Here is a 26609-nt window from a genome sequence, read left to right on the forward strand (position 1 = left end):
CGCGGGTCCGCGCCGCCGCCCATCATCTGTGTCGCCGCCCCAACCTAAGCAGGGACGGCGCATCGTCCAATAGTTTAGCGACCCAGCGCCTTCAGCACCGCCTCGCCCAGGCCCGCGGGGCTGTCGGCGACGACGATCCCGGCGGCCTTCATCGCCTCGATCTTCGATTCCGCGTCGCCCTTGCCGCCTGAAACGATGGCGCCGGCATGGCCCATGCGGCGGCCGGGGGGGGCGGTGCGCCCGGCGATAAAGCCGGCGGTCGGCTTCCAGCGGCCGCGCTTTTTCTCGTCGGCCAGGAATTGCGCGGCCTCTTCCTCGGCGGAACCGCCGATCTCGCCGATCATGATGATCGATTCGGTTTCCGGGTCGGCCAGGAACATTTCCAGGATGTCGAGGTGCTCGGTCCCCTTGATCGGGTCGCCGCCGATGCCGATGGCCGAGGACTGGCCCAGCCCCACGTCCGACGTCTGCTTGACCGCCTCATAGGTCAGCGTGCCCGACCGCGACACCACGCCCACCGACCCGCGGCGGAAGATGGAACCGGGCATGATCCCGATCTTGCATTCGTCGGGGGTCATGACGCCGGGGCAGTTCGGCCCGATCAGCCGCGACTGCGACCCCTGCAGGGCGCGCTTCACCCGCATCATGTCCAGCACCGGGATGCCCTCGGTGATGCAGACGATCAGCGGGATCTCGGCGTCGATGGCTTCCAGGATCGAGTCCGCGGCGAAGGGCGGCGGGACATAGATCACGGACGCGTTCGCGCCGGTGCGCTCGACGGCCTCGTGGACCGAGTTGAAGACCGGCAGGTCCAGATGCGTGGTGCCGCCCTTTCCGGGGGTCACGCCGCCGACCATCTGCGTGCCATAGGCGATCGCTTGCTCGGTGTGGAAAGTGCCCTGAGAGCCGGTGATGCCCTGGGTGATGACTTTGGTGTTCTTGTCGACGAGAATGGCCATGTGTTGGCGTTCCTTGGCGTAGGGTGCGCTTCAGCGCACCGTTATTCTGGAATGGTGCGCTGAAGCGCACCCTACGGTTGGTTTTCCCTTATCCATGCGCCGCCTTTATTGCGTCTGGCGATATCGGATGGCGAGGAAAGCGGTTAGCGCGGGCCAGAGAGCCATGAGCGGAAAGACCACGATCCCGGCTTTGCGTCGCGTCGGCAGCGGCAGGCCCGAGTCGATGCCCGCAAGCGCCATCACCCACAGGCATCCCGCGGCAAGTGCGAGCAGGACCGAGAGCCACTGCACCACGCGCCACCGGCCGAGGATAGCAGGCAGGATGATGACGGCGCAGGTCAGCACGATCGAGAGCGCCGACCAAATCGCGAATCCCAGGGCGGCCCAAGCCGGGAGGATCAGGATATCGGTCAGCATGTCTGCTCGTTTCCGGCACTGACATGGTCAGGCTTAGCCCTTCACGGCCTTCACGATCTTCTCGGCCGCGTCCGACAGATCGTCCGCCGCGATCACGTTCAGGCCGGATTCCGAGATGATCTGCTTGCCCAGATCCACGTTCGTCCCCTCAAGCCGCACGACCAGCGGAACCTGCAGGCCCACCTCCTTGACCGCGGCGATGATGCCCTCGGCGATGATGTCGCAGCGCATGATGCCGCCGAAGATGTTGACGAGGATGCCCTTCACGTTCGGGTCGCTGGTGATGATCTTGAACGCCTCGGTGACCTTTTCCTTGGTCGCGCCGCCGCCCACGTCGAGGAAGTTCGCCGGTTCCGCGCCATACAGCTTGATGATGTCCATCGTGGCCATCGCCAGGCCCGCGCCGTTCACCATGCAGCCGATCTCGCCGTCCAGCGCGATATAGTTCAGGTCGAACTTGGACGCGGCCAGCTCCTTGGGGTCTTCCTCGCTTTCGTCGCGCAGCGCCATGATGTCGGGCTGGCGATACAGGGCGTTGTTGTCAAAACCCATTTTCGCGTCCAGGCATTTCAGGTTGCCGTCGGTGGTCACGATCAGCGGGTTGATCTCCAGCATCTCCATGTCCTTTTCGACGAACATGCGATAGAGGTTGCGGATCAGCGCCACGCACTGCTTGACTTGGTTGCCGGTCAGCCCCAGCGCAAAGGCCACGCGGCGGCCGTGGAAATCCGACAGGCCGGACGCCGGATCGACGCTGAAGCTGACGATCTTCTCGGGGGTGTTGTGGGCCACCTCCTCGATGTCCATCCCGCCCTCGGTCGAGGCGACGAAGCTGATGCGCGAGGTGCTGCGATCCACCAGCAGCGCCAGATACAGCTCGCGCGCGATGTCGCTGCCGTCCTCGATATAGATGCGGTTGACCTGCTTGCCGGCGGGGCCGGTCTGGTGGGTGACCAGCGTGCGGCCCAGCATCTGGCGGGCCAACTCCTCGGCCTCGGTCGTGGACTTGGCCAGCCGCACGCCGCCCTTGTCGCCCGCGTCGGCTTCCTTGAACTTGCCCTTGCCGCGGCCGCCCGCGTGGATCTGGGACTTGACCACCCAGAGCGGGCCGTCCAGTTCCGATGCCGCGCGCTTGGCCTCGTCGGCCTTGAGGACGACACGGCCGTCCGACACCGGGGCGCCATATTGCTTGAGCAGGGCCTTGGCCTGGTATTCGTGGATGTTCATCGTCGACCTCGCAGGAAAACTCGCCTGCGGTCTGCCACAGATCGGGGTGAAAGCAAACGAATCCCTGCGGGCCGCGGCAGCGCGCCGGCAAATACCGGCGGGCGTGATCACGGGGCGGAAACGTGTGATCACATCCCGCCTGCCACGGCATGGATGCGTCCGCGCCACACCGCCGCGGGCGGGTGGCGATCAGCTGTAAGGCGAGTTGACGGTGGGCTGCCGGGCCGGGCAATGCGGGACAGGTATTTCTTGGACTGTTTGAGGAGCGCGCCATCATGCCGGACATCCCCCATAATTCGACGACGACCGCGGTCCTGACCGGGACGGGCGACTTCCGTTCGTCGCTGGAACTGAACCAGGACACGGACTGGTGGCGGGTCGAGCTGACCGCCGGCCTGACCTATGATTTCCAGCTGATCGGCGACGGCACCGGCACGTCGATCGACGGGTACATGGCCCTGCTCGACGGGCTTGGGGGTTCGATCACCTCGGTCGGCGACGGAAACTGGCTGTCCTATACGGCGGCGACGACCGGCAGGTTCTTCATCGAGGTGCGCGACAACTACATCTACGACAACGAGGCCGAGGGCGCCTATGTCATCCGCGCGCGGATGGCGGACACGGTGCTCAGCAACAGCGCCACCACCTCGGCCATCCCGGGCAGCGGCACCATCACCGGCAGCCTGGAAGCCAACAGCGACAGCGACTGGCACCGGGTCGAGCTTACCGCCGGGCAGCGCGTCGGCTTTTCGGTGACGTCGAACGGCGACCTGAACTTCAACGACGCCCAGGTGCGGCTGCGCGACCAATATGGCACGATCCTCGACACCGTCTCGGACGGGGCCGACTATCAGGCCGTGTGGACGGCGGCGACCAGCGGCACCTATTTCGTCGAGATCGTGGACGCCAATCCCTATGACGATGCGCCCGAGGGCGCCTATACCGTGGTGTCGCGCATCTCGGACAATGTCTGGGGCAACAGCACCACGACCTCGCGGCTGATCGACGGCGGCATCCTGCGCGGCGCCATCGACGCCCGCGGCGATTCGGACTGGCACGCGTTCAGCGTCGTTGCGGGGCGCAGCTACAGCTTTACCATGACCGGCACCGCGGGCGCGGACAGCCTGGCGTCGATGGTGCTGTATCTGCGCGACGGCGCGGGGGCCGAGATCGACTCTCGGATCGGCTACACCACCTCGGGCGGGGCAGTTGTCACCTGGACGGCGACGACGACGGGGACGGTCTATCTGGACGCGACCTATCGCAACTATTCGCTGGATATCGGCACCTATACGCTGGCGGTGCTGTCGGATTCCCCGGTGCTGAACGGCACGGCCGGCAACGACATCCTGAACGGCGGTGCCAACGCCAATACCGTCTGGGGCGCCGCCGGTGCGGACCGCATCCTTGGCAACGCCGGCAACGACACGCTTTACGGGCAGTCGGGCGACGATACGCTGAACGGCGGCGAGGGCAACGACCTGCTGGTCGGCGGCGAGGGCAACGACGTGCTGAACGGCGCCGACGGCTTCGACACCGCCAGTTTCGCCGGGACCGGCGTGGCGATCACCGTCGACCTGACGCGGGCGGGGGCGCAGGCGACCGGACTTGGCATGGACCAGCTGATCGGGATCGAGCATGTGACCGGCGGCAGCCGCGCCGACAGCCTGACCGGCAACGCGGTCGGCAACGCGCTGACCGGCGGGCTTGGCGACGACACGCTGCTGGGCGGCGGCGGCAACGACACGCTGAACGGCGGCACCGGCAACGACCTGATGAACGGCGGGATTGGCGCCGACACGGCGGTCTTTGCAGGCACGGCCGCGGTCACGGTCGACCTTAACCTGACGGGCGCCCAGAATACCGGGCAGGGGCTGGATACGCTGATCGCCATCGAGCATGTGGCGTCCGGCGCGGGCCATGACCGGCTGACCGGCAATGCGGTGGCGAACCTGCTGACCGGCGGCATGGGCAACGACACGCTGCTGGGCGGGGCCGGGTCCGACACCCTGGACGGCAGCTTCGGCAACGACGTGATCGATGGCGGGCTGGGGGTGGATACCGTGGTCCTGGGTGGCGCGGGCGCGATCCGCATCAACCTGGGCCTTGCCTCGGCGCAGAACACGCTGCGCGGGATCGACACGATCCGCAACGTCGAGAATGTCATCACCGGTTCCGGCGACGACTGGATCGCCGGCAATGCCGGGGCCAACGTCCTGCAGGCGGGGTTGGGCAACGACACGCTGCTGGGCGGCGCCGGCAATGACGTGCTGCACGCGGGCGCGGGCCATGACCGCCTGACCGGCGGCGCGGGGGCCGACAGGATGACGGGCGGCGAGGGCGCGGATGTCTTCATCTTCGGCAGCCGCGACGGCCAGGACCGGATCCTCGACTGGCAGGACCGCGCCGACCTGATCCAGATCACGGACGGCGCCAGCCGATTCTCCGACCTGAACGTCCTGCAGGCCGGCCCGGACACGCTGATCAGCTTTGGCGGGACGACGATCACGCTGGCGGGCGTCTCGTACTGGACGATCTCGGCCAGCGATTTCGTGTTCGGCTGAATCCTTGGCAGGCAAGGCCCCGCGCCGGAAATGCGGGGCCTCGTTGCTGGCAGGCTGCAAGAAAAAGCCCCGCGCCCGGAAAGGCGCGGGGCTTGTTGTCCCGGCGGCGTCGGCGATCAGGCCAGCGAGGCGTCGATGTCCTTGCAGGCCGCGACCAGGCCCTTCACGGCGTGCACCGATTTCTGCATCATCGCCTGCTCGGCGTCGTCCATCTGGATCTCGATGACCTTCTCGATGCCGTTGGCGCCGATGACGGTCGGCACGCCGACATACATCCCGTCCAGCCCATAGGCGCCCTGGACATAGGCCGCGCAGGGCAGGACGCGCTTCTGATCCTTGAGATAGGCTTCGGCCATCTCGATGGCGCTGGTCGCGGGCGCATAGAAGGCCGATCCGGTCTTCAGCAGCGCCACGATTTCCGCGCCGCCGTCGCGGGTGCGCTGGACGATGGAATCCAGCTTCTCCTGCGTGGTCCAGCCCATCGCGACCAGGTCGGGCAGGGGGATGCCGCCCACGGTCGAATAGCGGACCAGCGGCACCATCGTGTCGCCGTGGCCGCCCAGCACGAACGCGGTCACGTCGCGCATCGAGACGCCGAACTCCTCGGCGAGGAAATGGCGGAAGCGCGCCGAATCAAGCACGCCGGCCATGCCCACGACCTTCTCGTGCGGCAGGCCGGAAAACTCGCGCAGCGCCCAGACCATCGCGTCCAGCGGGTTGGTGATGCAGATGACGAACGCGTCCGGCGCATGGGTCTTGATGCCCTCGCCCACGGATTTCATGACCTTGAGGTTGATGCCCAGCAGGTCGTCGCGGCTCATCCCCGGCTTGCGCGGGACACCCGCCGTGACGATGCAGACGTCGGCGCCCGCGATGTCGGCGTAATCGTTGGTGCCCTTGAACTTGCCGTCAAAGCCCTCGGACGGGCCGGATTCAGCGATGTCCAGCGCCTTGCCCTGGGGCGTGCCCTCGGAAATGTCGAACAGGACGACGTCGCCCAGTTCCTTGATGGCGGCGAGATGCGCCAGCGTGCCGCCGATCTGGCCGGCGCCGATTAGGGCGATCTTGGGACGGGCCATGAAATCCTCCGTTTGGCTGATGGGTCGGGGTCGCACTAGACCCTTGCCCCCGACCGCGCAAGACGGTTGGGTGCGCGCCGCGCGGGCTGACGGCGCGATGACACGGCGGACGGGTGCGGGATGGATTGGCAGGTCTGGGCGTTGCTGGCCGCAGCCTCGGCCCTGGTCGGGCTGGCCAAGGGCGGGCTGTCGATGATCGGGATGCTGTCGGTCCCGATCCTAGCGCTGGCGATGCCGCCGGTGCAGGCGGCGGCGGTGCTGCTGCCGGTCTATGTCGTGTCGGACGTGTTCGGGCTGATCGCCTATCGCCGCCACGTGGACCGACGGGTGCTGGCCTGCCTGCTGCCGGGGTCCATCGTCGGAATCGGGCTGGGCTGGGCGACCGCCAGCCTTGTGGACGACCGGGTCGTGGGCGGGCTGGTGGGGGTGATCGGCGCGGCCTTCGCCGTGTTCAACCTGCTGCGGCCCGCCGCCGACGACGCGCCGCGCAGGCAGGCGGGCTGGGGCCGGGGCACCGCCTGGGGGCTGCTCGCCGGCTATACCAGCTTTGTCAGCCATTCGGGCGCGCCGCCCTATCAGGTCTATGTCCAGCCGCTGCGCCTGGGAAAAGAAACCTATGCGGGCACGGTCACGGTCTATTTCGCGGTGGTGAATGCGGTCAAGCTGATCCCCTATGCCGCGCTTGGGCAGCTGAACACGGCGACGCTGGGCCACGCCGCCGCGATGATCCCGGTCGCGGCGGGCGGGGTCGCGGCGGGCGTCTGGCTGGTCCGGCGCATCCCGCAGCGGGCGTTCTATCTGTTCATCACCTGGGCGCTGCTGGCCGTATCGCTCAAGCTGATCGGGGACGCGCTGCGCTGATCCGCCCGCAGGCTGACGGCCCGCCGGTCCGGCGGGCCGCAATCGATTCAACCGCCGACGATTGCGCCGGCGCGCCGATCAGGCCTGATCGTCGTCGTCATCCTCGTCGTCGTCCTCGTCGTCCATCCCGCCGGCGGCAGCGGGATTGGCGCTCGACTCGGCGATGTCGGACAGCTTTTCGTCGGCGGCCTCTTCCTGCGACAGGATGCCGTCCAGGATCTCGGCCACCTCATCCATGCCCAGCAGCGAGGCATAGGCGCGCAGGCTGCCATAGCGCGCGATCTCGTAATGCTCGACCGCCTGGCACGAGAAGATGATGGCCGCATCGCCTGCCGGGGTGCCGCCGAAATCCTTCAGCAGCTTGTCGCCTTCGGTCAGGATGCCGTCCATCGCATCGCATTTCTCGGCCTTGGCCTTTTCGCCCATCAGCTCGAACGCCTCCTCGAGGCGGGCGATCTGGTCGTTGGTCTCCTCCAGATGCTGCTCCAGGGCCGCCTCGAGGTCGGGATCCTCGGCCGCCTTGATCATCTTGGGCAGGGCTTTCTGGATCTTGCTCTCGGCGTAGTACATGTCCTTCAGCCCGTGCTTGAGCAGGTCTTCCAGTCCCATCATCTCTTTCTCAGCCATTGCGGTCTCCTGCATTGTGCGACCGGCCGGCCCGGTCACCTGCCCCTCAATGCGCGACGCGGCGTTCCGTTCACGGGGGGCGCAAAAATCCTTTACCGCCGCAGCGCAGCATTTCCGGGGTTGTCGTTTCGGTCGATTTGGGACACGCCGGACGCACGAATGTTTCCCCACCGTGACACAATGGACCCCCGATGACCCAGGCGCGCCCCTTCCGATCCGTCCTGTATATCCCGGCGTCGAACGCCCGCGCGATGGACAAGGCGCGGACGCTTGCCGCCGACGCGATCATCTTCGATCTGGAGGATGCGGTCGCGCCCGCCGAAAAGCCGGGCGCGCGCGACCTGCTGCGCGCGGCGCTGGCGCAGGATTACGGCGGTCGCGCGCGGATCGTGCGGATCAACGGGCTGGACACGGAATGGTGGCGCGACGATGCGGCCATGCTTGCCGCCGCCGCCGATGCGGTGCTGGTGCCCAAGGTCAGCCGCCCGCAGGATCTGGACGAGGTCGCCGCGCTGACCGGCGACGCGCCGCTGTGGGCGATGATGGAAACCGCGCTGGGGATGCTGAACGCCGCCGCCATCGCCGCCCATCCGCGGCTGGCCGGCATGGTGATGGGCACCAACGACCTGGCCAAGGAACTGGGCAGCCGCAACCGCCCGGACCGGCTGGCGATGCAGGCGGGCCTGGGCCTGTGCCTGCTGGCGGCGCGGGCGCATGGCCGGGTGATCGTGGACGGCGTCTTCAACGCCTTCAAGGATCAGGACGGGCTGCGCGCCGAATGCGAACAGGGCCGCGACATGGGGTTCGACGGCAAGACCCTGATCCACCCCGCGCAACTCGACATCGCCAACGCGGCGTTCGCTCCGTCGGACGCCGAGGTGGACCTGGCCCGCCGCCAGATCGACGCCTATGACGCCGCCATCGCCGAGGGAAAGGCGGTCGCCGTGGTGGACGGCCGCATCGTCGAGAACCTGCACGTCGAGACGGCGCGCCGGACGCTGGACAAGGCCGCCGCCATTGCCGCGATGAACGGATGATGGCACATCAGGCGCGGGCTGGCGTTCCGCCGCGCCCACATCCAGCCGCGAGAGGTGCCAGATGCTGATCCTGATCCTTGGTGTCCTGCTGTGGTGGGCAGCGCATCTGTTCAAGCGCGCGGCCCCGGCCCGCCGCGCCGCGATGGGCGACAAGGGCAAGGGCCGCGTCGCGATCGCGCTGGCGGTGTCGGTCCTGCTGATGATCGTGGGCTATCGCATGGCCGACATCGGCACGGTCTGGTGGGGACCGTCGGCGGCGATGAAGGGCATCAACAACCTGCTGGTGCTGGTCGCGATCTATCTGTTCGCGTCGTCCGGGATGAAGAACCGGATCGGGACGCAGATGCGCCACCCGCAGTTGACAGGCTTTGCGCTGTGGGCGTTCGCGCATCTGCTGCCGAACGGCGACCTGCCATCGTTCGTGCTGTTCGGCGGGCTGCTGGCGTGGGCGCTGGTCGAGATCGCGGTCATCAACCGCAGCCAGCCGGGCTGGACGCCGCCGCCGCACCGCACCGTCATCCGCAAGGAGGCGACCTCCGCCATCGCCGCCGTCGTGGTGTTCCTGGTCGTGGGCCTGATCCACGGCTGGATCGGCCCGAACGTGTTCGGCGCCTGAGAAGGATCGGTTCGAATGGCCACGCTCTATCGCCTGCTGACCGAGGACGACACGTCCGCGTTCTGCCACAAGATCACCCTTGCGCTGTCGCGCGGCTGGGTGCTGCACGGCGCGCCCGGCATCGCCTTTGACCCCGTGCGCGGCGCGATGCGCTGCGCACAGGCCGTCACCAAGGAAATCGACGGCGACTATCACCCCGACATGAAACTGGGCGAGCAATGAGCAAGACCAACCCCGGCCGCTTTTTCGAGGATTACCGCGCAGGCGACGTGATCCGCCACGGCGTTCCCCGCACCGTGGCCGAAGGCGAACGGGCGCTGTATCACGCGCTGTATCCGGCGCGTCACGCGCTGTATTCCTCGGACGTGTTCGCCACCGAATGCGGGCTGGACGGCAGCCCGGTGGACGATTTGCTGGCGTTCCATGTCGTCTTCGGCAAGACCGTCCCCGATGTCAGCCTGAACGCCGTGGCCAACCTCGGCTATGCGCAGGGGCGCTGGCTGCTGCCGGTGTGGCCGGGCGACACGCTGCGCGCGGAATCGCAGGTGATCGGCGTCAAGGAGAACTCGAACGGCAAGACCGGCGTCGTGCATGTCCGCACCCGCGGACTGAACCAGTCGGACGAGGTGGTGCTGGAGTATGTCCGCTGGGTCATGGTCCGCAAGCGCGACGCCGCATCCCCCGCGCCCGCGCCGGTGGTGCCCGACCTGCCGGGCGCCGTCGCGGCGGCCGACCTGATCGTTCCGGACGGTCTCAGCTTTGCCGACTATGACTTTGATCTGGCGGGTGAACCGCATCGCTGGGGCGACTATGCCGTGGGCGAGATCATCGACCACGTCGACGCCGTGACCATCGAAGAGGCCGAGCATATGCTGGCCACCCGGCTGTGGCAGAACACCGCCAAGGTGCATTTCGACGCCACCTTCCGCGACGACGGGCGGCGGCTGATCTATGGCGGCCATATCATCAGCATGGCGCGCGCGCTGTCCTTCAACGGGCTGGCGAACGCGCAGATGATCGTGGCGCTGAACGCGGGCGCGCACGCCAACCCCTGTTTCGCGGGCGACACCGTGCGGGCCTGGTCCGAGGTGCTGGACCGCGCCGAAACCGCCGCGCCGGGCGTGGGCGCGATCCGGCTGCGGACCGTCGCGCACAAGGGTCCGGCGGGCGACACCAGCCTGCGCGGCGCGGACGGCAGATACGCCCCGCATATCCTGCTGGATCTGGATTACTGGGCCTTGATGCCGCTGTGACCGCGGCGCCCAAAGACCCGCCCGACCTGTGGATGCCCGACGCCGAGGCCGAGGCGCTGCGCGCGGCCTATCGCGGCGCGCGCCGGATCGTAGAATACGGCGCCGGTGGATCGACGCTGTTCGCCGCGCGGCACACCGATGCCGATCTGGTCAGCATCGAAAGCGACGAGACGTGGGCGCGCGACATCCGCGACTGGATGGACCGGCTGGGCTGCGCGCGGGACGGCATCGACCTGCGCTGGGTGGACGTCGGTCCGGTCGGGAAATGGGGCATGCCGACAGGCCCGGCGGCGTTCCGCAAGTTCCCGAACTATGCGCTGGCGCCCTGGGCAGGGGACGCGCCCATGCCCGACCTGGTGTTCATCGACGGGCGGTTCAGGCTGGGCTGCTTTGCCGCGACACTGCTGCATGCCACCGCGCCGGTGACGGTGCTGTGGGACGATTACGGCGACCGCACCGCCTATCACGCGGCCGAGGCGCTGGCGCGTCCTGCCGCGATGATCGGCCGCATGGCCCGGTTCGACGTGACCCCGCGCACGCTGGCCCCGGCCGAGATCGCGCGCATGGTTCCGTGGTTTTCGCTGCCGGGCTGATCTGTGATCACGCGCTGCGGGTGCGTGATCACAATCCACGAAATGCGGCCTCCCGGGCCGGAACCTCTGGCGTCCGGCCGTGACATCGCTATGAACGGCGCTATCACACGCCAACGAAAGCCAGCCGTGGGCCAGCGCGCCCGCGCCGTCATCAAGGAGCGTCTCATGGGTGACATTCCCCGCGGAAACCGCCCGCTCTCTCCGCATCTCAGCGTCTATCGCCTGCCGCTGTCGGCCATCACCTCGATCATGACGCGCATCACCGGCCAGTCGATGCTGGCGGGGATCCTGCTGATCGTCTGGTGGCTGCTGGCCGCGGTGACCGGTCCCGACGCCTTCGCCGCCGCCGACTGGGTGCTGCGGTCGTGGCTGGGGATGCTGGTCCTTGTGATGTCGCTGTGGTCGCTGTGGTATCACTTCCTCGCGGGGATACGGCACCTGTTCTATGACGCGCGGCTGCTGCTGGAGATCACCGAGGCGCGGCAGGCCAGCAAGGTGATCCTTGTCGGCTCGGTCGTGCTGACCCTGCTGACGCTGATCCTGTTCGTCCTGGCCTGAGACCGGAGGCACCGATGCGCTATATCACCCCCCTCAAGGCGGCCAAGGGACTGGGCGCCGCGGGCCCGGCCAGCGCCACGCACCGGCACTGGTCGCTGACCGTCAGCTCGGTCGCGCTGGCGATCCTGACGCCGGCGTTCATCCTGGTCGTCGGCAGCGCCATCGGCCTGCCCCGCGCGGGCGTGCTGACCTATTTCGCGCAGCCCTATCCAGCCATCGTCACGGCGCTGTTCCTGATCGTGGGCATGCTGCATTTCATCAACGGCACCCGGATCATGATCGACGACTATCTGGATCATACGGAACGCAAGGTCGCGATCATCCTGTCGCAGCTGTTCGCCTGGGCCGTCATCGCCGCCGCCGTCTATGCGCTGGCGCGCATGGCGCTGAGCCCCGTCGTCTGAGGAACCCTTATGTCCGCATATCCGATCCAAACGCATGATTACGACGTCGTGGTCGTGGGCGCCGGCGGCGCGGGCCTGCGCGCCACGCTGGGCATGGCCGAACAAGGGTTCCGCACCGCCTGCGTGACCAAGGTCTTCCCGACCCGCAGCCACACCGTCGCGGCCCAAGGCGGCATCGCGGCCTCGCTGTCGAACATGGGGCCGGACAGCTGGCAATGGCATCTTTACGACACCGTCAAGGGGTCGGACTGGCTGGGCGACACCGACGCGATGGAATACCTCGCGCGCGAGGCGCCGAAGGCCGTCTATGAGCTGGAACACTATGGCGTGCCGTTCAGCCGCACCGAAGAGGGCAAGATCTATCAGCGCCCGTTCGGCGGCCACACGACGGAATACGGCGAAGGCCCGCCCGTGCAGCGCACCTGCGCCGCGGCCGACCGCACCGGCCACGCCATCCTGCACACGCTGTATGGCCAGAGCCTCAAGGAAAAGGCCGAGTTCTTCGTCGAATATTTCGCGCTGGACCTGATCGTCACCGATGGCGTCTGCACCGGCGTCGTCTGCTGGAAGCTGGACGACGGCACGATCCACGTCTTCAACGCCAAAATGGTGGTGCTGGCCACCGGCGGCTATGGCCGCGCCTATTTCAGCGCGACATCCGCCCACAGCTGCACCGGCGACGGCGGCGGCATGGTGGCGCGGGCGGGCCTGCCCTTGCAGGACATGGAGTTCGTGCAGTTCCATCCGACCGGCATCTACGGCTCGGGCTGCCTGATCACCGAGGGCGCGCGCGGCGAGGGCGGATACCTGACGAACTCGGAAGGCGAGCGTTTCATGGAACGCTATGCGCCGACCTACAAGGATCTGGCGTCGCGCGACGTGGTCAGCCGCTGCATCACCATCGAGATCCGCGAGGGCAGGGGCGTCGGGTCGAACAGCGACCACATGCACCTGAACCTGATGCACCTGCCGCCCGAAAGCCTGCACGAACGCCTGCCGGGCATTTCCGAATCGGCCAAGATCTTCGCGGGCGTGGACGTCACCAAGCAGCCGATCCCGATCCTGCCGACGGTGCATTACAACATGGGCGGCATCCCCACGAACTTCTGGGGCGAGGTGCTGGCCCCCGTGCAGGGCGAACCCGACCGCATCTTCCCCGGCCTGATGGCGGTGGGCGAGGCGGGCTGCGCGTCCGTCCACGGCGCGAACCGCCTGGGGTCGAACAGCCTGATCGACCTGGTGGTGTTCGGCCGCGCGGCTGCGATCCGCGCGGGCGAGGTGGTGGACCGCGCCGCCGCGATCCCCGCGACCAACAGCGCCGAGGTGGACCGCGCCCTGGCCCGCTTTGACGGGCTGCGCCACGCCAACGGCGGCACGCCCACGGCCGCGCTGCGCCTTGAGATGCAAAAGACCATGCAGTCCGACGCCGCGGTGTTCCGCACCGACAAGACGCTGGCCGAGGGCGCGCAGAAGATGACCGCCATCGCCGGCCGCCTCGGCGACCTCAAGGTCACGGACCGCAGCCTGATCTGGAACAGCGACCTGATGGAAACGCTGGAGCTGACGAACCTGATGCCGAACGCGCTGGCGACCATCGTCGCGGCCGAGGCGCGCAAGGAATCCCGCGGCGCCCACGCGCACGAGGACTATCCCGACCGCGACGATGCGAACTGGCGCAAGCATTCGCTTGCATGGGTCGATGGGAATGAGGTCAAACTGGCCTATCGACCTGTCCATCTGGAACCGCTGACCGCGTTCGAGGATGGCGGGATCGACCCCAAGAAGATCGCACCGAAAGCGAGGGTCTATTGATGCGTCTCACCGTTCTTCCCGTTCTGGCCGCGGCGCTTGCGCTGTCGGGCTGCGTCGTCGCCGTGCCGCCCGGCGCGCAGGTCGCCACGCCGCCCGTCGTCGTCACCCCGCCGGTCACCGTGACGCCCGCGCGGCCCGACAATGTCGCGGCGCGCCAGGTCGTCAACGCCGAAATGGCCAAGCGCCTGCCCGGCCGCAATGTCGCACCGCTGACCGACTGCGTCGTCTCGAACGCCACGATGGCCGAAATGGCCGACCTGGCGGCGATGCAGGGCACGACCGGCGCGGCCGATGCCGTCGCCTCCATCGTCAAGCGTCCGGCGGTGTCGCAGTGCATCGCCCGCGCGGCGGTCGCCTGATGGCCCCGCGCCCGTCCATCGCGGCGGCGGGCCTGCTGCTGCTGGCGGGGCTTGCGGCCTGCGGACCGGTCCCGGTCGCGCAGGCCGAACGCAACTGCCTGGACGACGCCCGTGCCGCCGACCGCCCGCGGGCCGAGGTGGGGCTGGGCGTGGGCACCGACGGCGACCGGGTCGTGGCGATGACCGGGATCAGCATGACCGTCTCGTCCGACTATGTCGTGGGGCGCGACCCGTCCGACGTGTTCAACCGCTGCGTCATGCGGCAGTCGGGCCAGTTCCCGTCCCGCCCGCTGGCCGACCAGCCCGGCTGGCGAAGGTAGCGTGGCGGCGCGGTCCCCGGCCGGGGCCGCGCGGGTGGCCGGTGGGCTGCCCCATTCATTCGATCAAGCCGGCGCCGATCCGGGCGTCGCCGCCAGAGGAGTGTGACCGATGGTCCAGTTCAACCTGCCCCAGAACAGCCGCATCAAGGTCGGCAAGACCTGGCCCAAGCCGCAGGGCGCAACCCGCGTGCGCCGGTTCAACATCTATCGTTGGGATCCCGAGACCGGGGATAACCCGCGGGTCGACACCTATTGGATCGACCTCGACGATTGCGGGCCGATGATCCTGGACGCGCTGATCAAGATCAAGAACGAGATCGACCCGACCCTGACCTTCCGGCGGTCCTGCCGCGAGGGGATCTGCGGGTCTTGCGCGATGAACATCGACGGCGGCAACCGGCTGGCCTGCATCTATGGCATGGACGAGGTCGCGGGCGACGTGAACATCTATCCGCTGCCGCACATGCCGGTCATCAAGGATCTGATCCCGGACCTGACGCATTTCTTTGCCCAGCACGCCGCCGTCCATCCCTATCTGCGCACCGAGACGCCCGCGCCGGGCAAGGAATGGCGCCAGTCCATCGAGGATCGCAAGAAGCTGGACGGGCTGTATGAATGCATCCTGTGCGCCTCCTGTTCGACCTCGTGCCCGTCCTATTGGTGGAACGGCGACAAGTTCATGGGTCCGGCGGCGCTGCTGACCGCCTATCGCTGGATCATCGATTCCCGCGACGAGACGACCGGAGAGCGGCTGGACGAACTGGAAGACCCGTTCAAGCTGTATCGCTGCCACACGATCATGAACTGCACCAACACCTGCCCCAAGGGGCTGAACCCGGCCAAGGCCATCGCCGAGATCAAGCACCTGATGGTCGACCGGCTGGTCTGAACCGCCGGCCGCGGCGATCCGTGGGGCCGTCCGCAGGGGGCGGCCCTTTTTCCATGTTCCCGCGGCAAGCTGCTGATCTTTCGCGATGACGCAGCGTCGGGGGGATGGAAGCGCGGCCCCGGACGGCCTATCTGATGCGGCAGGGAGGAATTGACAATCATGCACGAATGGTGCCGCCGATGATCCGTGACCTGACCGAAGACCGCCCCGAATCCCTGCTTGAGCCGATGGAAAGCCGCCGCGCCATCGTGCGCCATCTGCCGAACCGCCGCGCCCTTGAGGTGCTGGCCCAGATGTATGGCTATTACGAAAACCAGTCGTCGGACCATGTCGTCATCGACGACAGCTATGACGCCGCCGCCTGACCGGCGCTGACGGGCGGTTTGTGACAAGGGGGTCGCCGGGCGGTCCCCTTTTGCATTGGGCCGGTCGCCGGGATGGCGCGCGCCGTCAGCCGCCGTCGCCGCCCCGGCGTGGCGGATCGTCGCCCGCAAGCTCGACCGCCAGGAAGCGTTCGAAATCGTCCAGGTCCAGCGGGTCGAACTGCCCGAAACCGCGCATCCAGACGCTGGCCGCGCGCATCCCCTCCGGGTCCAGCTTGCACCAGGTGATGCGGCCCCGGCGATCCTGCAGGATCAGCCCCGCCGCCGCCAGCGTCGCCAGATGCTTTGAAATCGCGGCCAGGCTGATGCCGAAGGGGGCCGCGACATCCGTGACGGCCATGTCATCCTCAAGCAGCATCGACAGGATCGCGCGCCGGGTCGGGTCGGCCAGCGCGGCGAAGATCGCGTCGAGTCTGGATGAGGCGTCGGGCAGGGTCATGCGGGTTGTTCAACTTTCGGGTTGAATGATGGACCGCGCGGCGGGCGCGGGCAAGCTGATCGCCGCGCATGGCACGCGCCGGGCAACACGCTTGCGGATCAATGGGTTGAGGCGGCGCGGCCGCTGGTTGACTCGGGCCGGGGGGTTGCCTATCAGCACCGCAACCGAACGGGGGGCGCCTTGGCCGACAACGACGCGGGCGACGATCAGGCGGACGGGGCGGACAACGCCGCCAGCCGTGATGTCGATGCCCGTGCGCGGGACGCCCAGCGTCTGGCCGCGCTCGAGGCGCGGCTTGCGCAGATGGGGGGCGACGACAGGCCCGCCACTCCGGGGATGGACAAGTTCCATCACGCCAACCAGGCGTGGCGGATGGTGGTCGAGCTGGTCGCCGGTCTGGCGATCGGGTTCGGCGCGGGAATGGGGCTGGATTGGCTGCTGGGCACCGCGCCCGTCATGCTGATCATCTTCGTCTTTCTGGGCTTCGCGGCCGGGGTCAAGACGATGCTGCGGACCGCCGCCGAGATGGGCGGCGCCGCGACGGACACCACGCCGGGCAAACCGGCGGACGGACAGACGCCGGCACAACCGGCAGGCGGACAGACGCCGGCACAGCCGGCAGATACGAAGGGGACAAAGCGTGGCGACTGAAGCGCAGGGCGAAGGTTCGGGTCTGGTCTTTCACCCGATGGACCAGTTCATCGTGAAGCCGCTGTTCCGGGACATCGCGCCCGGAAGCTGCAACCCCGCCGCCGGCATGACCGACGGCTGCGTCCGCTGGTACGAGCCGACGAACGTCACGCTGTGGCTGGCGTTGGCCGCGCTGATCGTCTTTGCGCTGTTCGTGCTGGGCACCCGCGGCCGGGCGCTGATCCCGTCGCGCGTCCAGTCGGTCGCCGAACTGACCTATGGCATGGTCCACAAGATGGTCGAGGACGTCAGCGGCAAGGACGCGCTGCGTTACTTCCCCTATGTCTTCACGCTGTTCTGCTTCATCCTGTTCGCCAACCTGCTGGGCCTGCTGCCCAAGTCGTTCACCACCACCTCGCATATCGCGGTGACGGGCGTGCTGGCGCTGTCGGTGTTCCTGGGCGTGACCATCCTGGGCTTTGTGCTGAACGGCGCGCATTTCCTGAACCTGTTCTGGGTCAAGTCGGCGCCGCTGGCGCTGCGCCCGGTGCTGGCGGTGATCGAGCTGATCTCGTATTTCGTGCGCCCCGTCAGCCACTCGATCCGACTTGCCGGCAACCTGCTGGCGGGCCACGCGGTCATCAAGGTCTTTGCCGCCTTTGCCGCCATCGCGGTCGTGGCGCCGGTCTCGATCCTCGCCATCGCGGGCATGTTCGCCTTCGAGGTGATGGTCGCCGTGATCCAGGCCTATGTCTTCACCATCCTGACCTGCGTCTATCTCAAGGATGCGCTGCATCCGGGCCACTGACGCGCCCCGCAGGATCTGATTTCCAACCGTTTCCAAAGCCTCAAGGAGCATACCATGGAAAACGTCGCGACCTATGCCGAACTGGGCAAATACCTGGGTGCCGGCCTCGCCTGCATCGGCATGGCGGGCGCCGCGATGGGCGTGGGCAACGTCGCCGGCAACTATCTGTCGGGCGCGCTGCGCAACCCCTCGGCCGCTGCCTCGCAGACCGCCACGCTGTTCATCGGCATGGCCTTCGCCGAAGCCCTGGGCATCTTCTCGTTCCTGGTCGCCCTGCTGCTGCTGTTCGCAGCCTGATCCCGACGCCGTTCCTTGCTTTTGGGTGAGGCGACCCGCCTCACCCGATTGCCAACCGCAGGCCAGGGATAGGACATGTTCAGCCTTTTGCAGCAGACCGCCCCAACCGCGGTCCAGACGACCCCCGCGACGCCCCCGTCCGGGACAACGACGACGACCGTGACCGTCCCCATCGGCGACGCCGCGGCAACCGCGCCCGCCGTCACGACGGCGCCGGCGGATTCCGCCGTGGTGGTGACGCCCGCCGCCGATGCCGCGGCTTTGCCTGCCGGTGACGCGCAGACCCATGCGACCGACGCGATCCAGGTGCCCGCCACGGGTGCCGGCGATGCCGCGCCCGTCGCCGAGATCGGGGTGGGGCACGCGCCCGCCGTTTCCGATGCGGGCCATGCCGTGGTCGCGACCGACGGCACGCATGCCGTCGTGACCTCTGCCGTTCCCGGAACCGACGCGGCGCATGCGGCGGCCGCGGGCGGCCATGACGCCGCCGCCGCGGTCGGGATGCCGCAGCTCGACTTCTCGACCTTCGGCAACCAGATCTTCTGGCTGCTGGTGACGCTGGCGGTGATCTATCTGATCCTGTCGCGCGTCGCGCTGCCGCGGATCAGCCGGATCATGGCCGACCGGCAGGGGCTGATGACCTCGGATCTGGCGACGGCCGAGGATTTCAAGCGCAAGGCCCGCGACGCCGAGGCCGCCTATGACAAGGCGCTGGCCAATGCCCGCACCGAGGCGGGCAAGATCGTCGCCGCCAACAAGGCCGAGATCGACGCCGAACTGAAGCAGGCGATCGCCAAGGCCGACGCCGAAATCTCGGCCCGCGCCGTCGAATCGGAACGCCGCATCGGCGAGATCCGCGCCTCGGCCGCGCAGGACGCGCGCACGGTGGCGCAGGATGTCGCGGCGGAACTGGTGCGCGCCTTTGGCGCCACGCCCGATGCCGCCGCGCTGGACGCCGCCGTGGACGCCCGCATCAAGGGAGCCGTGCAATGATCCGCCTGCTGACCGCCTGCGCGCTGGCGCTGGGGGCGACCCCCGCGCTGGCCGCGACCGGCCCGTTCTTTTCGCTGCGCAACACCGATTTCGTCGTGCTGGTGGCGTTCCTGGTGTTCGTCGGCATCCTGCTGTATTTCCGCGTTCCCGCGGCCATCGGCAAGCTGCTGGACAAGCGCGCCGACGGGATCAAGGCCGACCTGGCCGAGGCCCGCCGCCTGCGCGACGAGGCGCAGGAAATCTATGCCAGCTATGAACGCCGCCAGCGCGAGGTTGCGGGCCAGGCCGACGAGATCGTCGCCAACGCCCGCCGCGAAGCCGTGGCGCACGCCAACAAGGCCAAGGTCGATCTGCAAAAGTCGATCGAGCGTCGCCTGCAGGCCGCGCAGGACCAGATCGCCTCGGCCGAGAACGACGCCGTGCGCGCCGTCCGCGACCGTGCCGTTCAGGTGGCCGTGGCGGCTGCGTCCGACCTGTTGGCCCGCCAGATGGGCAGCGAAGACAAGTCGGCCCGGATCGACCGCGCCATCGACGACGTGGCGCGCCACCTGAACTGATACAAGAACAACGACGGACAGTGACATGGCCCCCGGCGGAAACGCCGGGGGTTTTTCATGCGCGGGGGCGGGGCGCATGAAAAAGGCCGGGACTGTGCCCGGCCTTGCTCTGCGATGCCCTGACGGTCAGCGTGTCGGGCGGATCACGATCTCGACCCGGCGGTTCTGCGCCCGGCCCGCGGCGGTTGCGTTCGACGCGACCGGCTGGGTGATGCCCATGCCCATCGTCGCGATCCGGTTCGGGCTGACCCCGCCTGCGGTCAGCACGCCCGCGACGGACCGCGCCCGGCGCTGCGACAGGTCCATGTTATAGGCGGCGGCGCCCGTGTTGTCGGTGTGGCCGACGACCTGCACGGTCGAGTTCGGATACTGCTGCAGGTTGCGGGCCAGCGCATACAGGTCGTTCTGCGCGGGGCCGGACACGGCGGCGCTGTCAAAGGCGAACAGCACGCCCTCGGGCAGGGTGACGTTCAGCGTCTGGCCGGTGTTCACGACGCTGACGCCGGGCGTGGTCATCTGCTGTTGCAGCGCGCGGGCCTGCGCGTCCAGCACCGACCCGGCCAGACCGCCGGCCGCCGCGCCGACGATGGCGCCCTTGATCGCGTCGCGCCCGCGTCCCCGGCTGTCGTCGTCGCGGGTTCCGGCGACGACGGCGCCGACCGCGGCGCCAGCGATCGCGCCCTGCTGGGCGCGCGACATCTGCACCGGTTGCCCATACTGGTCGGTGCAGGCCCCCAGCGCGGTCAGGGCGGCGGTCGCCAGAAGAAGAGAGAAGCGGGTGGACATGACACGAGTCCTTTCGGATGAAGGCCCGCCGGGCGGGCTGGAGGTGATAGGGTGCGCCACGCGGGGCGGCTGTGGGAAGACTGCCACGCGGGGCACCGGGGTGCCAGCGCGGGCGGCGCGAAACCTCTGACGCGCCGTCACAATGCGGGGAAGGCGGCGCGAGGCTGCGGTGAACGCCCCGCCGGCCAATTGATCGGCGGGCTTGCGATGGGCGGGCTTGCTTGGCATCACCGTGGCATGTCCGACAACCCCGACCCCGCCGCCCCCGGTGCAGCCGCCCCCCGTCCGCGCGCGGTCCGCGCCGCGGCACCCCGCCGGTTGCGGCTGCCCGCGGCGCTGCCGTATGCCGCGCAGGCGGCGATCTTTTCGCGCCTGCGGGCGGCCAACCCGCATCCGGTGACGGAACTGGAATACCGCGACGCCTTCACCCTGCTCGTCGCCGTGGCGCTGTCGGCGCAGGCGACCGACGCGGGCGTGAACAAGGCCACGCGCGGATTGTTCGCCGCCGCCCCCACGCCGCAGGCGATGGTGGCCCTGGGGGTCGAGGGCGTGACCGAACATATCCGCACCATCGGCCTGTTCCGGCAAAAGGCGCGCAACGCCGTGGCGCTGTCGCAGCGGCTGATCGACGAATACGGCGGGCAGGTGCCCTCGTCGCGCGCGGCGCTGATGACGCTGCCGGGGGTGGGGCGCAAGACGGCGAACGTTGTGCTGAACTGCATCTGGGGCCTGCCGGCGCAGGCGGTGGACACGCATATCTTCCGGGTCGGCAACCGCACGCAGCTTGCCCCCGGCCGCGACGAATCCGAGGTCGAGCGCGCCATCGAGGACAACGTCCCGGCCGAGTTCCAGGGCAGCGCCCATCACTGGCTGATCCTGCACGGCCGCCACATCTGCCAGGCGCGGCGGCCGCGCTGCACGATCTGCCCGATCGCGGATCTGTGCCCCTATGAGCCGAAGACGACCGACCCCTTGCCCTGAGCCCCCCTTGCCCTGAGCGCCGCCAGCCGCCATTGACGCCGGGAACGGCGGACAAGCAGGGGGCAGCCATGACGCGGGTCATCGGAATCGGCAACGCGATCATGGACGTGATCGCCCCGACCACGGATGCCGAGCTGGACCGGCTGGGCATCCACAAGGGGATCATGCAGCTGATCGACCGCGAGCGGTCGGAATACCTGATGGCCGCGCGCGAGACGTCCGAGCAGCGCTCGCGGCTGGTGCCGGGCGGGTCGGTGGCGAACACGCTGGCGGGGATCGGGCGGCTGGGGCTGCCCACCGGGTTCATCGGCCGGGTCGCCGACGACGACCTGGGCCGCGCCTATGCGCGCGAGATGGCGGCGGACGGGACCGATTTCGTGAACCCGCCGGTCACCGGGTCGCCGCTGCCGACGTCACGGTCCATCATCCATGTCACGCCGGACGGCGAGCGGTCGATGAACACCTATCTGGGCGTCTCGGCCGAACTGGGCGAAGGCGACGTGGACCCGGCGCTGTTCGGCAAGGGCACGTGGCTGTTCCTCGAGGGCTATCTGTTCGACAAGCCGGACGGCAAGGCCGCCTTCCTGAAGGCGGCGCAGGCATGCCACGCGGCAGGCGGACAGGCCGGCATCGCGCTGAGCGATCCGTTCTGCGTGGACCGCCACCGCGACGATTTCCGCAGGCTTGTGGCCGGGCAGATGGATTACGTCATCGGCAACATCCACGAATGGCAGTCGCTGTATCAGGTGGAAAACCTCGACGCCGCGCTGGCGCAGGCGGCGGCCGACTGCGGGACGGTGATCTGCACGCGGTCGGGACAGGACGCGATCCTGATCCGCGGGGCCGAACGGGTGACGGCGCCAGTGCGCCGCGTGACTCCGGTCGATGCGACGGGCGCGGGCGACCAGTTCGCGGCCGGGCTGATCCATGGCCTGGCGACCGCCCGCCCGCTGGCCGTCGCGGGGCGCATGGGCTGCATCGCTGCGGCCGAGGTCATCGGCCACATGGGCGCGCGCCCCGAGGCGGACGTGATGGCGCTGTTCAAGGCCGAAGGGCTGGCCTGACGTCACGCAAGGGGGCTTCCGCCCCCGTCGGCTTCGCCGACTCCCCCGAGGATATTTCGACAAGGAAGAAGGGCCGCCCACGCCAGGCGGCCCTTTCTTTCTTGCCCAAATATCCCCGCCGGAGGCCAAGGCCGGGCGCATGCCCGGCCTTTCTCGCTCAGGCCGCCTTCTGCGCCGTCTTGTCGAAGCGGCCATAGAAGGTCTGCCCCTTTTCGGCCATCTCGCGCAGCAGCGCGGGCGGGGCAAACCTCTCGCCATGCTGCGCCGCCAGACGGTCGGCGAGCTCGACCGCACGGGGCGCGCCCAGCATGTCCAGCCAGCCGAACGGGCCGCCGGTCCAGGGCGCAAAGCCCCAGCCCAGGATCGCGCCCACGTCGCCCTCGCGGATGTCTTCCAGCACCCCGGCCTCGAGCGCGCGCACGGCCTCGAGCGCCTGGGCGAACATCAGGCGATGCTGCACCTCGGTCAGCTCGGGCTGATCGTCGGCGGGAGGCCAGTTCGCCCCCAGCTCGTCCCACAGGCCCTGCCGCTTGCCCGCCTCGTCATAGGCGTAAAAGCCCGCGCCGGCCTTTTTCCCCATGCGGCCCGCGTCGGCCATGCGGAACAGCACCTCGTCCACCGCATCGTCGGCATAGGCGCCGCCCATCGCGGCGCGCGTGGCCTTGGCGATCTTGACGCCCAGGTCGATCGAGGTCTCGTCCACCAGTTGCAGCGGTCCCAGCGGCATGCCCATCATCTTGGCCGCATTCTCGACCAGCGTCGGGTTCACCCCCTCGCCGACCATGCGGATGCCCTCGTTGATATAGGGGATGATGCAGCGGTTGGCATAGAAGAACCGCGCGTCGTTGACGACGATCGGCGTCTTGCGGATCTGGCGCACGAAATCCAGCGCCTTTGCGACGGCGCGGTCGCCGGTTTCGGCGCCCTTGATGATTTCCACCAGCATCATCTTGTCCACCGGGGAAAAGAAGTGGATGCCGATGAACTGCTCGGGCCGGGCGCTGGCCTTCGCCAGATCGCCGATGGGCAGGGTCGAGGTGTTGGTGGCAAAGATCGCGTCCTGCGGGATCACGGCCTCGGCCCGTTTCGTGACCTCGGCCTTGACGCCCACATCCTCGAACACCGCCTCGACGATCAGGTCGCAGCCATCCAGCGCCGCATAGTCGGTTGTGGCGGTGATGCGGCCCAGGATCTCGGCCTTTTTCTCCTCGGTCATCTTCCGGCGGCCAATGCCCTTGTCCAGGATGCCGGTCGAATAGGATTTGCCGCGGTCGGCGGCGTCCTGCGTCGAATCGATCAGCACGACCTCGATCCCGGCGTTCGCCGCGACATAGGCGATGCCCGCGCCCATCATCCCCGCGCCAAGGACGCCCAGCTTGCGGACCGACTGGTCCGGTGCGTCGGGCCGGTTCGCGCCCTTCTCCAGCGCCTCCTTGTTGATGAACAGCGACCGGATCATGTTGCCGGACGACGGGTTCATCATCACATGGGTGAACCAGCGCGCCTCGATCCGCAGCGCCTGATCAAACGGGACCAGCGCGCCTTCGTAGACCGCGCTCAGCAAGGCCTTGGCGGCGGGGTAGACGCCCATCGTCTTGCCGTGGACCATCGCACTTGCGCCGACCATCGTCATGAAACCCGTCGGGCTATAGGGCGCGCCGCCGGGCATCTTGAAGCCCTTGGCGTCCCAGGGCTTGACCAGGTCGGCGTCGCTGGCGTTCAGCACCCAGTCGCGCGCGGCGGCGACCGGGTCGGCCACAACCTCGTCGATGACGCCCGCGGATTTTGCCTTGGCGGGGTCGTTCAGCTTGCCCTCCAGCAGCAGGGGCGCCGCTGCCATCGCGCCCAGCTTGCGGACCAGCCGCGTGGTGCCGCCCGCGCCGGGGAAGATGCCGACCATGATCTCGGGCAGGCCGATCTTGGCGCGGGGGTTGTCGGCGGCAAAGATGCGGTGGGTGGCCAGCGGCAGTTCAAGCCCGATCCCCAGCGCGGTGCCGGGCAGGGCGGCGGCGATGGGCTTGGCCCCTTTCAGCGTCTTGGGGTCCATGCCCGCGCGCTCGATCTTGCGCAGCAGGTGGTGCAGGTTCATCACGCCGTCGAACACGCCCTGCGCGCCGCCCGCGTCCTTCATCCCGGCGATGACGTTCAGGTCCATCCCGGCGGCAAAGTCCTTTTTGCCGCTGGTGATGACGATGCCCTTGACGCCGTCGTCGGCCAGCGCGTCGTCGATCAGGCCGCTCAGCGTCGCAGCGCCGTCCATCGACAGCACGTTCATCGACTTGCCCGGCACGTCCCAGGTGATCAGCGCGACGCCGTCGGCGTCCTTCTGCATGGTGAAATCGGTCATTCGTGTTCTCCCTTGGCCGGGTAGGGGGTGCCGTCCAGATGCGTGTACCCCGCCGGCGTCGCCAGAAGGTCGATGCCGGGATAGTGGCAGATGTTGTTCGGGTTGCGGCTGCCCGCGATCAGATAGGTCGCGGGCCGGTCGGTGTGGTTGCGCAGCGTGTGCGCGACCGGCGTGCCCGCCTTCCAGCAGCAGGCGTCGCCCGGATGGATGACGGTTTCCACGCCATCCTCGATCACCGTCAGCTGACCCGCGAGCATATAGAGGAACTCGTCCTCGTGCTCCTCCCAGTGCGGCTGGCTGCTCTGGCGGCCGGGATGCAGCGTCTCGACGGCGGCGCCGAACTGGGTCAGGCCGCCCGCCTCGGTGATATGGCGATAGCTGACATGGCCGCGCCCGAGGTTCCAGGGGTCGGGATAGCCGGAATCCCCGGTCGTCTCGGCCACGCTGTCCTTGCGGAAGATCGCCATCACACGCGCTCGATGATGGTCGCGGCGCCCATGCCGGAGGCGATGCACAGCGTGGCAAGGCCGGTGGACAGGTCGCGCCGTTCCAGCTCGTCCAGCAGGGTGCCGATGATGATCGCGCCGGTCGCGCCCAGCGGGTGGCCCATCGCCATCGCGCCGCCGTTGACGTTCACCCGGTCGGGGCTGACCTGATAGGCCTGCATGAAGCGCAGGACGACCGCGGCGAAAGCCTCGTTCACCTCGAACAGGTCGATGTCGCCGATGCTCATGCCGCTGTCGCGCAGGATCTTGTCGGTGACGGGCACCGGGCCGGTCAGCATGATCGTGGGATCGGTGCCGATCTTGGCGGTGGCGCGGATGCGGGCGCGGGGTTTCAGCCCCATCGCGTCGCCCCATTCCTTGCTGCCGATCAGAACGGCCGCCGCGCCGTCCACGATGCCGGACGAGTTGCCGGCGTGGTGGATGTGGTCGATGCGGTCCAGATGGGGATACTTCAGCATTGCCACCTTGTCGAAGCCGGGCATGACCTCGCCCATTTCCTTGAAGGCGGGCTTCAGCCGGGCCAGATCCTCGATCGTGGTGCCGGGGCGCATGTATTCGTCGCGGTCAAGGATCGTCAGGCCGTTCTGATCCAGCACCGGCACGATGGATTTGTCGAACCGCCCCTCGGCCCAGGCCTCGGCGGCGCGGCGCTGGGATTCGACGCCAAGCGCGTCGGCCTCGTCGCGGGTAAAGCCGTATTCGGTGGCGATGATGTCGGCGGAAATGCCCTGCGGGACGAAATAGGTCTTCATCGCAAGGCTGGGGTCGATGGCGATGGCGGCGCCGTCGCTGCCCATCGCCACGCGGCTCATCATCTCGACGCCGCCGGCGATATAGGCCTGGCCCGCGCCGCCGCGGATCTGGTTGGCGGCCAGGTTCACCGCCTCCATCCCCGACGCGCAGAAGCGGTTGATCGACAGGCCGGGGATCGACTGGTCGAGATCGGACATCAGCACCGCCGACCGCGCAAGGCAGCCGCCCTGTTCCATGACCTGGGTGACGTTGCCCCAGATCACGTCCTCGACCGCGTGGCCGTCCAGCCCGTTGCGGTCCTTGACGGCGTTCAGCAGCCGCGCCGACAGCGCCAGCGAGGTCACCTCGTGCAGGCTGCCGTCCGGGCGGCCCTTGCCGCGCGGGGTGCGGGCGGCGTCATAGATATAGGCTTCGGTCATGCGGTCCTCCGATGATCTGTCGTGCCCGGCGGCAAGGCGGGGGGCTTCGCGCCCCCCGGACCCCCCGCGGG

The 26609-nt window shown here is 68.5% G+C and carries 31 protein-coding genes; 21 read left to right on the top strand and 10 right to left on the bottom strand.

The genetic code is table 11. From position 1 onward, the window contains the following. Nucleotides 1-74: 74 nt before the first annotated feature. The 3 genes from sucD to sucC all read right to left on the bottom strand — a co-directional run bounded on the left by sucD (nucleotide 75) and on the right by sucC (nucleotide 2603). Nucleotides 75-959 carry a succinate--CoA ligase subunit alpha gene (gene sucD, locus EPA64_RS01925; protein ID WP_134724533.1) on the bottom strand — a complete coding sequence of 295 codons (885 nt, stop codon included), beginning with the start codon at nucleotides 957-959 and terminating at the stop codon, nucleotides 75-77. Between the two features lie 105 nt (nucleotides 960-1064). After that, on the bottom strand, nucleotides 1065-1376 hold the full coding sequence (locus tag EPA64_RS01930) for a hypothetical protein (protein ID WP_134724534.1): 312 nt from the start codon (nucleotides 1374-1376) through the stop codon (nucleotides 1065-1067). 33 nt (nucleotides 1377-1409) lie between these two features. After that, nucleotides 1410-2603: an ADP-forming succinate--CoA ligase subunit beta gene (sucC, locus tag EPA64_RS01935; RefSeq protein WP_134724535.1), complete on the bottom strand. Its 1194-nt coding sequence runs from the start codon at nucleotides 2601-2603 to the stop codon at nucleotides 1410-1412. A 275-nt stretch (nucleotides 2604-2878) separates the two neighbouring features. Between sucC and EPA64_RS01940 the strand changes: the two genes are divergently transcribed. Continuing rightward, nucleotides 2879-5167: a calcium-binding protein gene (locus EPA64_RS01940; protein WP_134724536.1), complete on the top strand. Its 2289-nt coding sequence runs from the start codon at nucleotides 2879-2881 to the stop codon at nucleotides 5165-5167. Between the two features lie 116 nt (nucleotides 5168-5283). On the opposite strand, the gene mdh is transcribed toward EPA64_RS01940, so the two are convergent. Beyond that, nucleotides 5284-6246 carry a malate dehydrogenase gene (gene mdh / locus EPA64_RS01945; RefSeq protein ID WP_134724537.1) on the bottom strand — a complete coding sequence of 321 codons (963 nt, stop codon included), beginning with the start codon at nucleotides 6244-6246 and terminating at the stop codon, nucleotides 5284-5286. 120 nt (nucleotides 6247-6366) lie between these two features. On the opposite strand from mdh, the gene EPA64_RS01950 reads away from it, so the two are divergent. After that, the gene (locus tag EPA64_RS01950) at nucleotides 6367-7107 is read left to right on the top strand and encodes a sulfite exporter TauE/SafE family protein (protein WP_134724538.1); all 741 of its coding nucleotides are present in this window, start codon (nucleotides 6367-6369) and stop codon (nucleotides 7105-7107) included. 78 nt (nucleotides 7108-7185) lie between these two features. On the opposite strand, the gene EPA64_RS01955 is transcribed toward EPA64_RS01950, so the two are convergent. Further along, the gene (locus tag EPA64_RS01955) at nucleotides 7186-7734 is read right to left on the bottom strand and encodes a YciE/YciF ferroxidase family protein (protein WP_134724539.1); all 549 of its coding nucleotides are present in this window, start codon (nucleotides 7732-7734) and stop codon (nucleotides 7186-7188) included. A gap of 191 nt (nucleotides 7735-7925) precedes the next feature. On the opposite strand from EPA64_RS01955, the gene EPA64_RS01960 reads away from it, so the two are divergent. The 12 genes from EPA64_RS01960 to EPA64_RS02015 all read left to right on the top strand — a co-directional run bounded on the left by EPA64_RS01960 (nucleotide 7926) and on the right by EPA64_RS02015 (nucleotide 15940). Continuing rightward, entirely contained in the window at nucleotides 7926-8771 is an 846-nt protein-coding gene (locus tag EPA64_RS01960) for an HpcH/HpaI aldolase/citrate lyase family protein (RefSeq protein WP_134724540.1), read from the top strand. Between the two features lie 61 nt (nucleotides 8772-8832). Beyond that, complete coding sequence (locus EPA64_RS01965) at nucleotides 8833-9387, top strand: NnrU family protein (protein ID WP_134724541.1); 555 nt, start codon at nucleotides 8833-8835, stop codon at nucleotides 9385-9387. 15 nt (nucleotides 9388-9402) lie between these two features. After that, nucleotides 9403-9609 carry a DUF1737 domain-containing protein gene (locus tag EPA64_RS01970; RefSeq protein WP_134724542.1) on the top strand — a complete coding sequence of 69 codons (207 nt, stop codon included), beginning with the start codon at nucleotides 9403-9405 and terminating at the stop codon, nucleotides 9607-9609. Then, a complete protein-coding gene (locus tag EPA64_RS01975) occupies nucleotides 9606-10640 on the top strand; it encodes a MaoC family dehydratase (RefSeq protein ID WP_134724543.1) in 1035 nt (344 codons plus the stop codon). Before EPA64_RS01970 ends, EPA64_RS01975 begins: the two co-directional genes overlap by 4 nt. After that, a complete protein-coding gene (locus tag EPA64_RS01980) occupies nucleotides 10637-11233 on the top strand; it encodes an O-methyltransferase (RefSeq protein ID WP_134724544.1) in 597 nt (198 codons plus the stop codon). Before EPA64_RS01975 ends, EPA64_RS01980 begins: the two co-directional genes overlap by 4 nt. A gap of 165 nt (nucleotides 11234-11398) precedes the next feature. Next, on the top strand, nucleotides 11399-11791 hold the full coding sequence (gene sdhC, locus EPA64_RS01985) for a succinate dehydrogenase, cytochrome b556 subunit (RefSeq protein ID WP_134724545.1): 393 nt from the start codon (nucleotides 11399-11401) through the stop codon (nucleotides 11789-11791). 14 nt (nucleotides 11792-11805) lie between these two features. Then, a complete protein-coding gene (locus EPA64_RS01990; RefSeq protein WP_134724546.1) occupies nucleotides 11806-12195 on the top strand; it encodes a succinate dehydrogenase, hydrophobic membrane anchor protein in 390 nt (129 codons plus the stop codon). A 9-nt stretch (nucleotides 12196-12204) separates the two neighbouring features. Then, entirely contained in the window at nucleotides 12205-14007 is a 1803-nt protein-coding gene (sdhA, locus tag EPA64_RS01995; protein ID WP_134724547.1) for a succinate dehydrogenase flavoprotein subunit, read from the top strand. Next, entirely contained in the window at nucleotides 14007-14366 is a 360-nt protein-coding gene (locus EPA64_RS02000) for a hypothetical protein (protein WP_134724548.1), read from the top strand. The genes sdhA and EPA64_RS02000 overlap by 1 nt, the downstream gene beginning before the upstream one ends. Then, a complete protein-coding gene (locus EPA64_RS02005) occupies nucleotides 14366-14686 on the top strand; it encodes a hypothetical protein (protein ID WP_134724549.1) in 321 nt (106 codons plus the stop codon). Before EPA64_RS02000 ends, EPA64_RS02005 begins: the two co-directional genes overlap by 1 nt. 109 nt (nucleotides 14687-14795) lie before the next feature. Beyond that, complete coding sequence (locus tag EPA64_RS02010) at nucleotides 14796-15575, top strand: succinate dehydrogenase iron-sulfur subunit (protein WP_134724550.1); 780 nt, start codon at nucleotides 14796-14798, stop codon at nucleotides 15573-15575. Nucleotides 15576-15754: 179 nt separating this feature from the next. Beyond that, nucleotides 15755-15940, top strand: a complete 186-nt coding sequence (locus tag EPA64_RS02015) for a hypothetical protein (RefSeq protein ID WP_134724551.1) — start codon at nucleotides 15755-15757, stop codon at nucleotides 15938-15940. An 85-nt stretch (nucleotides 15941-16025) separates the two neighbouring features. On the opposite strand, the gene EPA64_RS02020 is transcribed toward EPA64_RS02015, so the two are convergent. Then, nucleotides 16026-16397 carry an ArsR/SmtB family transcription factor gene (locus tag EPA64_RS02020; protein ID WP_134724552.1) on the bottom strand — a complete coding sequence of 124 codons (372 nt, stop codon included), beginning with the start codon at nucleotides 16395-16397 and terminating at the stop codon, nucleotides 16026-16028. A 180-nt stretch (nucleotides 16398-16577) separates the two neighbouring features. Between EPA64_RS02020 and EPA64_RS02025 the strand changes: the two genes are divergently transcribed. The 5 genes from EPA64_RS02025 to EPA64_RS02045 all read left to right on the top strand — a co-directional run bounded on the left by EPA64_RS02025 (nucleotide 16578) and on the right by EPA64_RS02045 (nucleotide 19682). After that, the gene (locus tag EPA64_RS02025; protein WP_425467005.1) at nucleotides 16578-17048 is read left to right on the top strand and encodes an AtpZ/AtpI family protein; all 471 of its coding nucleotides are present in this window, start codon (nucleotides 16578-16580) and stop codon (nucleotides 17046-17048) included. Continuing rightward, nucleotides 17038-17835 carry a F0F1 ATP synthase subunit A gene (locus EPA64_RS02030; protein ID WP_246026565.1) on the top strand — a complete coding sequence of 266 codons (798 nt, stop codon included), beginning with the start codon at nucleotides 17038-17040 and terminating at the stop codon, nucleotides 17833-17835. The genes EPA64_RS02025 and EPA64_RS02030 overlap by 11 nt, the downstream gene beginning before the upstream one ends. Before the next feature lie 54 nt (nucleotides 17836-17889). After that, on the top strand, nucleotides 17890-18132 hold the full coding sequence (locus EPA64_RS02035; protein WP_036702121.1) for a F0F1 ATP synthase subunit C: 243 nt from the start codon (nucleotides 17890-17892) through the stop codon (nucleotides 18130-18132). A gap of 423 nt (nucleotides 18133-18555) precedes the next feature. After that, complete coding sequence (locus EPA64_RS16640; protein WP_134724755.1) at nucleotides 18556-19125, top strand: F0F1 ATP synthase subunit B'; 570 nt, start codon at nucleotides 18556-18558, stop codon at nucleotides 19123-19125. Next, nucleotides 19122-19682 (top strand): F0F1 ATP synthase subunit B, encoded by a 561-nt coding sequence (locus EPA64_RS02045; RefSeq protein WP_134724553.1) that lies wholly within the window; start codon nucleotides 19122-19124, stop codon nucleotides 19680-19682. The genes EPA64_RS16640 and EPA64_RS02045 overlap by 4 nt, the downstream gene beginning before the upstream one ends. Nucleotides 19683-19808: 126 nt before the next feature. Here EPA64_RS02045 and EPA64_RS02050 read toward each other — a convergent pair whose 3' ends face one another. Beyond that, a complete protein-coding gene (locus EPA64_RS02050) occupies nucleotides 19809-20468 on the bottom strand; it encodes a YiaD family glycine zipper/OmpA-like lipoprotein (RefSeq protein ID WP_134724554.1) in 660 nt (219 codons plus the stop codon). Nucleotides 20469-20792: 324 nt separating this feature from the next. Between EPA64_RS02050 and nth the strand changes: the two genes are divergently transcribed. Beyond that, a complete protein-coding gene (gene nth, locus EPA64_RS02055) occupies nucleotides 20793-21449 on the top strand; it encodes an endonuclease III (protein ID WP_425467007.1) in 657 nt (218 codons plus the stop codon). A gap of 68 nt (nucleotides 21450-21517) precedes the next feature. Further along, on the top strand, nucleotides 21518-22513 hold the full coding sequence (locus tag EPA64_RS02060; RefSeq protein WP_134724556.1) for an adenosine kinase: 996 nt from the start codon (nucleotides 21518-21520) through the stop codon (nucleotides 22511-22513). 157 nt (nucleotides 22514-22670) lie between these two features. Here EPA64_RS02060 and EPA64_RS02065 read toward each other — a convergent pair whose 3' ends face one another. The 3 genes from EPA64_RS02065 to EPA64_RS02075 are packed head-to-tail and all read right to left on the bottom strand — an operon-like array spanning nucleotide 22671 to nucleotide 26538. After that, nucleotides 22671-24860 (bottom strand): 3-hydroxyacyl-CoA dehydrogenase NAD-binding domain-containing protein, encoded by a 2190-nt coding sequence (locus tag EPA64_RS02065; RefSeq protein WP_134724557.1) that lies wholly within the window; start codon nucleotides 24858-24860, stop codon nucleotides 22671-22673. Next, nucleotides 24857-25327, bottom strand: a complete 471-nt coding sequence (locus EPA64_RS02070) for a cupin domain-containing protein (RefSeq protein ID WP_134724558.1) — start codon at nucleotides 25325-25327, stop codon at nucleotides 24857-24859. Before EPA64_RS02070 ends, EPA64_RS02065 begins: the two co-directional genes overlap by 4 nt. Continuing rightward, nucleotides 25327-26538: an acetyl-CoA C-acetyltransferase gene (locus EPA64_RS02075; RefSeq protein ID WP_134724559.1), complete on the bottom strand. Its 1212-nt coding sequence runs from the start codon at nucleotides 26536-26538 to the stop codon at nucleotides 25327-25329. Before EPA64_RS02075 ends, EPA64_RS02070 begins: the two co-directional genes overlap by 1 nt. Between the last annotated feature and the right edge of the window lie 71 nt (nucleotides 26539-26609).

The organism is Paracoccus luteus (assembly GCF_004522155.1).
Lineage (GTDB): Bacteria > Pseudomonadota > Alphaproteobacteria > Rhodobacterales > Rhodobacteraceae > Paracoccus > Paracoccus luteus.